At 33.8% G+C, this 7509-nt stretch carries 6 protein-coding genes; 2 read left to right on the top strand and 4 right to left on the bottom strand.

The window, feature by feature from the left end; genetic code table 11:
- Positions 1-135: 135 nt before the first annotated feature.
- Genes M947_RS14405 through M947_RS14395 form a run of 3 tightly spaced genes read right to left on the bottom strand, consistent with a single transcriptional unit; the run spans position 136 to position 3831 of the window.
- Complete coding sequence (locus M947_RS14405; protein WP_021286747.1) at positions 136-1218, bottom strand: DHH family phosphoesterase; 1083 nt, start codon at positions 1216-1218, stop codon at positions 136-138.
- Between the two features lie 35 nt (positions 1219-1253).
- Positions 1254-3425, bottom strand: coding sequence for a flagellar biosynthesis protein FlhA (gene flhA, locus M947_RS14400; protein ID WP_021286746.1), 2172 nt, complete (start codon positions 3423-3425; stop codon positions 1254-1256).
- Between the two features lie 4 nt (positions 3426-3429).
- Positions 3430-3831 (bottom strand): RrF2 family transcriptional regulator, encoded by a 402-nt coding sequence (locus M947_RS14395; protein ID WP_021286745.1) that lies wholly within the window; start codon positions 3829-3831, stop codon positions 3430-3432.
- Between the two features lie 101 nt (positions 3832-3932).
- On the opposite strand from M947_RS14395, the gene M947_RS14390 reads away from it, so the two are divergent.
- Both M947_RS14390 and rpsO read left to right on the top strand, forming a co-directional pair.
- A complete protein-coding gene (locus tag M947_RS14390; RefSeq protein ID WP_021286744.1) occupies positions 3933-6272 on the top strand; it encodes an EAL domain-containing protein in 2340 nt (779 codons plus the stop codon).
- 76 nt (positions 6273-6348) lie between these two features.
- A complete protein-coding gene (gene rpsO, locus M947_RS14385; protein WP_021286743.1) occupies positions 6349-6624 on the top strand; it encodes a 30S ribosomal protein S15 in 276 nt (91 codons plus the stop codon).
- A gap of 91 nt (positions 6625-6715) precedes the next feature.
- On the opposite strand, the gene kdsB is transcribed toward rpsO, so the two are convergent.
- Entirely contained in the window at positions 6716-7432 is a 717-nt protein-coding gene (kdsB, locus tag M947_RS14380; RefSeq protein WP_021286742.1) for a 3-deoxy-manno-octulosonate cytidylyltransferase, read from the bottom strand.
- Between the last annotated feature and the right edge of the window lie 77 nt (positions 7433-7509).

Raw genomic sequence — 7509 nt, 5'->3', positions numbered from 1 at the left:
TACTAAATGTAGCTGACACGAAATTTTAAACGGTCTCTCTTAACTTCTGAGATATTCTAAATCTGTATATATTAAAGCCCACAAGTGAGTATAAGTAAGAAGTATCTACTTTTTTAGAGTAGAATAATAAGTAGATTAAAAATCCTCTTTTTTATACTCCAGTTCACCTGCAACAGCTTCTTTGTCGTTTATGATTTTTTCTATCTGTTTTTTGACTCTGTCGTAGCGATATTGCTCTTTAAAGCCCATGATTCTACCACCTGCTGCATTTGGATGTCCTCCTCCATTTGCCCACTCTTTTGATATCAAAGAGACGCTTACGTTATTATTGGCTCTAAGGCTCATCGTACCTCTATAGCTGACATCTACTATAAAATCATACTCAGGAAAGGCAAGTAAAAAACCGTTTCCTATGATGGAAGTGTTTCCAACTCCATAACTTAAATAGCCTCTATAGCCTTTGTAATAAATAGTTTTTTCATCCCTTGCATTACCTAAAAGCTCAACTATATATTTTGTAGCTAGGTTATCAAGTGTATTGTTACTATCACGCATAAAAAATTCTTTTTTTAGTTGATGAATTTTCTCATCTAATAGTACTGGAGCATCTGGTTCATCTAAGTATTTGGTAGATGCTAGTAGTAGTGAGAGTTTATAGTTGTTATCATCATCAGCAAACATGACTCTGTTTAACTCTCTACTCTCAGTTACAAGACGCATACAAACTTTACCATATTCAAACGCTTCAACTTCTTCTTGTTTCCATAAATCAACAGCATTAACAGCATTTACAAACTTGTTCATCCACTTAGGCTCATCAAATTCAAAATTTTCTTGTGCGTAGTCATATGTTATCTTTGTTGCACATCTTGATGTATCAAGATAGTACCACTCATATTTGTTAGCACTATCCTCTCCACTTCCGTGATGGTCGAGTAAAACCAGCGTGATATCATTTTTTTCATCATTCATCTTAATTACTTCATTGTTAAGCCATCTAGACTCATCAAATGTTAAGTTAAGGTCGGTGATGAGTATCATTGCAGGAGCATTATTTTTAGAAATATTTTCTAAAATGAGTTCAAGTTTTTGTCTAACTTCTGCTCCATAATTTGCGTTGTAATTAAAGATTTTATACGGAGTAAACTTCATAACTAGTTGGCAACTATAACCGTCTAGGTCTATATGAGAGAGATGGTGGATTGTTTTATTATTCATTATTTTCCTTAGGGATTTATTATAACACTATTTATCTATACTTGGATTGATATGGAACCCATAACCTCAAAAGTAGCACTAGAATCTATCTCAGCATGAGATAGAGTTACCACATCTAAAGAGAATCTTTCAAATATCTCTGCTATAGCGCGGCGGAGTTGTGGATCTACTATGATAACTACAGGCGAGATACCTTTTTGCAAGAGTTCATGCGCTTTTGCACTAGTTGCTTGGATGAGTTGATTTATCTCTCCAACGCTTAGCATCAAGTTTCTAACTCCATCTTGTTCTTGTGATTTTTCTAGCATCATCTGTTCTGAACTTGTATCAAAAGTAAGTAGTCTTATAACTCCATCATCTCCTGAATACATTTGAGTAATGATGCGAGAGAGTTTTGAGCGGACTTGTTCGGTTATAAGGTCAACATTTTTTGTATACTCTGCTATGTCTGCGATGGTCTCTAAGATGCTAAGCATATCTTTTAGAGGTATTTTTTCATGCAGGAGTGCTTTTAAAACTCTTTGTATAAGTCCTATAGATGCTACTTTTAAAACATCATCGACGATAACAGGGAAGTCTACTTTTATCTTATCTATAAGAGCTTGAACTTCTTGACGTGTTAACATATCTTGTGCATTTTTCTTAACAAGCTCACTCATATGTGTTGAGATAACAGTAGCAGGATCGACTACAGTGTAGCCATTTATGATAGCTTCCTCTTTTTGATCAGGATTTATCCATAGTGCATCAAGACCAAATGCTGGCTCTTTTGTAGCTTCTCCATCTATCTCGCCCGTTGCCATTCCACTATCCATCGCTAAAAACTTATCTGGTTTTATAGAACCTTCGCCTATAGAGATACCTTTTAGTAGTATTTGATAGGCTTCTGGATCTAGATGAAGATTATCACGGATGCGAACTTGTGGCATCAAAAATCCAAAATCAGCTGCTATTTTTCTTCTCATAGAGCGGATTCTCTCTAGCAAATCTCCACCTTGAGAACTATCTGCTAATCTTATAAGTTGATAACCTAGGGTAAGTTCTAGCATCTCTACTTTAAGTATATCTTCGAGCGCTGCTTCTTCTTCTTTTGCTATCTCTTCATTTGTTTTTTTAGGTTTAGATTCACTCTCTTTTTTATCTAGTTGCTCTTGTGCCTTTGGTGAGAGAATTTTTTGCACATCAAGAATGCTTAGTTCGCCTTTTTCATACTTATAGATAGACCAGCCAAGAAGGGCAAATAAAATACCTACAAACCCCATAGAAGCAGTAGGAAGACCTGGAACTAGTGCAAAAAGAATCATGATAAATCCAACTATCATAAGAATTTTTGAGTTTCCTATCATCTGATTGATAGTGCCCTCTGCAAAATTATCTCCCTCTCCAGAAGACCGAGTTATCATTATACCTGTTGCAGTTGAGATTATAAGAGCTGGAATCTGACCAACCAAACCATCTCCAATAGTAAGAAGTGTAAATGTTGAAGCACTGTCTGAAACACTCATATCATGTTGAAAAACGCCTATTAGAAATCCGCCGATGATGTTTATAAGAGTGATGACGATACCTGCAACTGCATCTCCTTTTACAAACTTAGAAGAACCATCCATTGCCCCATAAAAATTTGCATCTTGGAGAATTTCTGCACGACGCTGTTTAGCTTCTGCATCATCAATAAGCCCAGCATTTAGGTCAGCATCAACTGCCATCTGTTTACCGGGCATCGAGTCAAGTGTAAAACGAGCTGCAACCTCTGCAACTCTGGTAGAACCTTTTGTAATTACCATAAAGTTAATAAGGACTAGGATAGAGAAGACTATGATACCGATGACAAAATTTCCACCAACAACAAAGTCTCCAAAGCTCGTTATGATACTACTAACAGCCTCAGGTCCTTCACCTCCATGGCTTAAAATCATCCTAGTTGTAGCAATATTTAAAGAGAGTCTAAAGAGAGTTAGGATGAGGATAAGTGTTGGAAATGTTGTCAAATCCGTTGGTTTTGGGACATATAAAGATATAAGTAAAATCAAAACAGCTAAAGCCATTGAGATTGTAAGAAGCACGTCTAACAAACCTGATGGAAGAGGGACTATAATGATGGCTAAAATAGCCATTACAAAAACAACTACGCTTAAATCTCTTTGACCGATTAGAAAATTTAGTGTAGTTCCAATCTGCTCTCTTGTGGTAAGTTTTCTTGCCAAGATGCTACTCTAAAATATCATCAAGAGATAGGTCAGCTAAAAAAGTGTCAATCTTGCCTTGTAATTTGTTTAAAAAAGGCCAAATAGAACAAAGCTGTGCTTTGTCGCTCGGGCAATCTTGTATAGATGGTGAGCAATCAAAAACAGTTGGAGCTTTTCCTTCAACCGCACTCATTATCTCTAGCATATTTATGTCTTTGGCATCTTTGTTTAGCATAAATCCACCATTTACACCTTTGTAGGATTTTAAAATACCTTTTTTAGCTAAGGCTTGTAGAATTTTTGCCAAAAAACTTTTAGGAATGGATAGTTGCTTAGAGAGAGTCTCACTATCCATGGGGGAGGTAGCTTTTGTTAAAACTATTAGAGAGAGTATTGCGTATTCGCTTGCACGAGTTATTAACATTTAGTTTGCTTTATGAATTGAGATAAATTTAAAGAGATTATATCTAAAAAAATTGAATATAATTTAAGTTTGATAAATTTAAAAGTCAGTATAATGTCCTTATGTCATTTAAAATAATATCAAAAAAACTAATAATAATCATACCTATTATTTTTTTAGTTATAGCACTTGCTAGAGTAACTGTAAACTATTTTGAGAATAAAGCTAGTGTTGAAGAGTTTATCTCACAACAGGCAAAGCTTGTTGACTCACTATATCTAACTCATAGAGATTATTATCAAGATTTGTACCTCAGAGATATCATACATTTAGATGAAAAAACGCTCCTAGGATTGCCTGCTTATTCGGCAGTGGAAATTTCAAAAAATTTTTCACAAAACAATAAACTTCATATAGAGATGCAAACAGTTAGTGATAAAGCAAGGAACCCTAAAAATCAAGCAGATGAGTATGAACTAAGAGCTATAGAATATTTTAGAAATAATCCTAATGAAGATGAATATTTTGAGCGTGAGGATGAATTTTATCAATATGCAACGCCTTTAAAAATTGAGCAAAAATGCCTAAGTTGTCATGGAGAAAAATCAAAAGCTCCAAAATTTATATCAGAGATATATGATAAAGCTTATAATCATAAACTAGGCGAAATAAGAGGGATCTTAAGTGTAAAAGTACCTACAAAACATGTTGAAAAAATCATAAACAAACAATTTTTTGGTTCACTCCTTTATGATCTGCTTCTCATTATAGTTATCTCTATTATAGCTTTTTATTTTATAAAGTACTTCTCAAACTTACAAAGAGAGCTAGAAGAAGAGTTAGAAGATAGGACTAAAGAGCTTAAGAATTCACTCTCATTTTTGGAGAGTTATAAAGATGCGATAGATAGCAATTTGATAGTCTCAAAAACTGACTTAGATGGAAATATAAGCTATATAAATGAAAATTTTTGCGAGATTAGTGGATATACCCCTAAAGAAATTATAGGTCAAAACCACAATGTTTTAAGAGATAAAACGCTCTCAGAGGCTATACAAAAAAGATTGTGGCGAGCTACAATCAGAAAAGGAACCTGGAGTGGTAGGCTTAAAAATATAAAAAAAGATGGTTCTTTTTACTGGGTTGATGCAACTATAGCACCAATCACAGATGCAAAAGGAAAGATAAAAGAGTACATCTCAATAAGACACGATGTTACAGAGTTAGTGGAGCAAAAGAATGAGCTTAAACTCCTAGCTAACACAGACCCACTTACAAAACTAGGAAATAGAAATGCACTAAAAGAAGAGAGTGCAAAGGCTAAAAACCTATCTTTGATCTTGGCAAATATAGATAGTTTTTCTCAGATAAATGACTTTTATGGGCATGAGCTTGGAGATGAAGTTTTGGTAGAGTTTGCAAAAAAATTACGAGAGTTATGTGAAGCAAATCAAAATCTGAAAATTTATAGAGTTAGCGGAGATGAATTTGCAATACTAGCAAGAGATATGAAAGCTCACTCAGTTGTACAAAAGGCTCAAGATATTGTTAAGTTTATAGACTCACACATATATGAAGTCCAAGGTGAGACAATAGAACTTAGTGCAACTCTGAGTATATCTTTTGAAGAAAAAGACAATCTTCATGTTACAGCAGATATGGCTCTAAAGATCGCAAGAAGAGAGGCAAAAGATCTTATTGTTTATGATAAAAGTATGAGTTTGGATGATGAGTATGAAAATAATATGCTCTGGACTAAGAGGATAAAAGATGCTATTAAAAATGATAGAATAATTCTCTATTTCCAGTCTATTGTAGATAATAATACTCTAAAAACAAATAAATATGAATCACTCATAAGGCTTGTAGATGAACACGGAAATGTCATCACTCCATACTTTTTCTTAGAAATAGCAAAAAAAGCTAAGTTATACAAACAACTAACGAAAATAGTTGTTCAAAAGAGTTTTGAAAACTTTAGAGAGAATGATTTTGACTTTTCTATAAACCTGAGTATAGATGATATCTTAGATAAAGAGATTAGTGAGTATATCCTAGAGATGCTCGCTATTTACAACATCTCAGATAGAGTTATCTTTGAGATAGTTGAGTCTGAGAGTATAGAAAATTTTTATGAGATACAGAAATTTATAAAAAATGTAAAGCTACTTGGTTGTAGGATAGCTATTGATGATTTTGGAACTGGTTACTCTAACTTTGAGTATCTTATGCGTCTTGAAGCTGACTTTATCAAGATAGATGGAACTATCATAAAAGAGATAGTTCATAACAAAAATTCAGAAATCATCACAAAAGTTATAATTGATTTTGCTAAGAGAATGAATATAGAAATTATAGCTGAGTATGTTGAGAATGAGAAGGTCTTTAAAAAGGTAAAAGAGTTGGGGATTGAGAACTCTCAGGGTTATTATTTTAGTGAACCTAAACCTACTTTAATGTAGATAAGCTATAATCTCGCTTCAACTTTGCACTACTTTAGTGTAAATGTTAGACTATTATACCCATCAGGAGGCTATTATGGCTTTAGATTCGGCTAAAAAACAAGAAATTGTAACAAAATTCGGTCGCTCAGAGAGTGATACAGGTTCAAGCGAAGTTCAAATCGCACTTTTAACAGCAAGAATAAGTGAATTAACAGAGCATTTAAAACAGTTTAAAAAAGATCATGCATCAAGATTAGGGCTACTAAAGTTAGTTGGTCAGCGTCGTCGTTTAATGAAGTATTTTAAAAAGAAAAATAAAGATGCTTATATGAAACTAGTAGAAGATTTAGGTATCAGAGACAATATCTAATCAAACTCCTTTTAAACCTCTTTTTTAGGAGGTTTAAATTTCTAAACTTACTCACAAAACAATCAAACAACAAAAGAATTATTAAAAAAGCCTAGAGAAATATCTCTATAGCTCTTGCCAGATCCTCTGGGGTATCTATTCCAAAACCTGTACTTGAAACTTTAAGCATTGTTATCTTTTTTTGATGGTAGATGGCGCGAAGTTGTTCTAAGCCTTCTATATCTTCTATAGGAGCGTCACTTAAGTTACAAAACTCTTTTAGGCTTTTTTTGCTAAATCCATAGATGCCAATATGCCCAAAATATGTAGCTCTACCACTTCGGTTATATGGAATAAGCGATCTTGAGAAGTAGATGGCATTGTTTTTCTCATCTAACACAACTTTTACTAAGTTTGGATCTTTTGCAGATTCTGCATTTATGGCATTAAAACAACTCCCCATGATAAAATCTTCATCTTTTTTTTGTAACTCTTTGAGTTTTGCCATAAGTGACTCTACAACTTCTGGCTCTATAAACGGCTCATCAGCTTGAACATTTATGATAATCTCATCATCACTTAGATTTAAGATATTAGCACACTCATTGATGCGATCTGTTCCACTTTTGTGTGTAGTTGAAGTGAGCCTTGCTTCAATGTTGTGCTTTTTGCAAACTTTTATGATGGACTCATCATCTGCAGCAACTACAACACGATCAAGATGCTCAACTCTCTTTGCAGTTCTTACAATCATAGGCAAACCACCTATATCAGCTAAAACTTTTTGAGAAAATCTAGTAGATGCTAATCGTGCGGGTATAATAATCATTATTTTTCCTTAAGTGATGCGAATAACTCTCTCGCTTTTTATTATTGGGTATAATTTCACAATTATACAAAAAAAGG

Origin of the sequence: Sulfurimonas hongkongensis (genome assembly GCF_000445475.1) — a bacterium.
GTDB classification, from domain to species: Bacteria; Campylobacterota; Campylobacteria; order Campylobacterales; family Sulfurimonadaceae; genus Sulfurimonas; species Sulfurimonas hongkongensis.
Note: the sequence above shows the minus strand (reverse complement) of the source record. Positions and strands in the feature narration are given on the sequence as shown.